General features: G+C 75.4%; 1 pseudogene. It reads right to left on the bottom strand.

Annotated features, from left to right (window positions below):
* Positions 1 to 647 (bottom strand): annotated as a pseudogene (locus LPA54_RS32950) (sensor histidine kinase); the annotation flags it as partial.
* Between the last annotated feature and the right edge of the window lie 319 nt (positions 648 to 966).

Genomic DNA, 966 nt, shown 5'->3' with positions numbered 1-966 from the left:
TGCAGGTCCCGCGCCATGCGCAGCCGCTCCTCGGCGACCCGGCGGCGCGCCTCCTCCTCGCGGGTGCGTTCCGCCCGTTCCGCGCGTTCGACGATCGCGGCGACGTACTGCCGGTAGTAGCGGACGTCGAGGCCGAGGAAGAGGACAGCGACGACCCAACCGGTGATGCGGACGAGTTCCGTGAACCCGTCGGGGTTGGTGAGGGCGTTCACGGTGAGGGTGGTGCCGATGACGACGGTGCCGATCAGCAGCGTCCGGCGCGGGGTGCCCGTCGCGGCGACCGTGTAGAGCACCACCACGGTCGCGGCCACGGGCGCCCCGTGGGGGTGGTCCAGGGCGTGGTACGGCACGACCGGGGCCAGCACCGCCAGCAGCACCGGCAGCGGCCGCTTCCGCCGCCAGGGCAGCGGCACATGGGCCGCGAGCAGCAGGGCCCAGCCGAGTGCGTCGGGCCGGTGGCCGTCGCCGGCCAGCAGCGCCAGCGTGACGCCCAGGACGGCGGCGCACGCGGCGAGGACGGCGTCGTTGCGGACGGCGTGCGGGCGGGTCAGGGGGTCACGGCTGAGCGCGGTGATGATCCCGTCCCTGGTACGGGAGTCACTGGCACGGGAGCCACCGGTCCGGAAGCGCCCGGTGCGGGGGTCCATGGTCCGGGAGCCCGTGTTTCCGGCGCCCGCAGGCCCGGAGTCCGTGGGTCCGGAGCCCCGGTCGCGGGAGCTCCCGGTCCGGGAGGGTTCGGCTGCCTGTGCTGTCGTCGGGTGCACGGGGTCCATCCTCGGGGAGGAGGGCGCCCCTCCGGGTGGGAGGGGCGCCCTGTCACGGTCGTACGGGCGGATCACACCGGCTCCGGCTGCCGCTCACCGCGTTCGGGCTCGGGCGCGCGGGACAGCGCGCCCGGCCACCACATCCGGCGGCCCAGCAGCACGCTCGCCGTGGTGACCAGGTAGGTGCGGACCAGGAAGGTGT

This window comes from Streptomyces sp. DH12 (genome assembly GCF_020873895.1).
GTDB lineage: Bacteria > Actinomycetota > Actinomycetes > Streptomycetales > Streptomycetaceae > Streptomyces.
The sequence above is the reverse complement of the archived record's forward strand: the minus strand, read 5'-3'. Positions and strand labels throughout refer to the sequence as shown.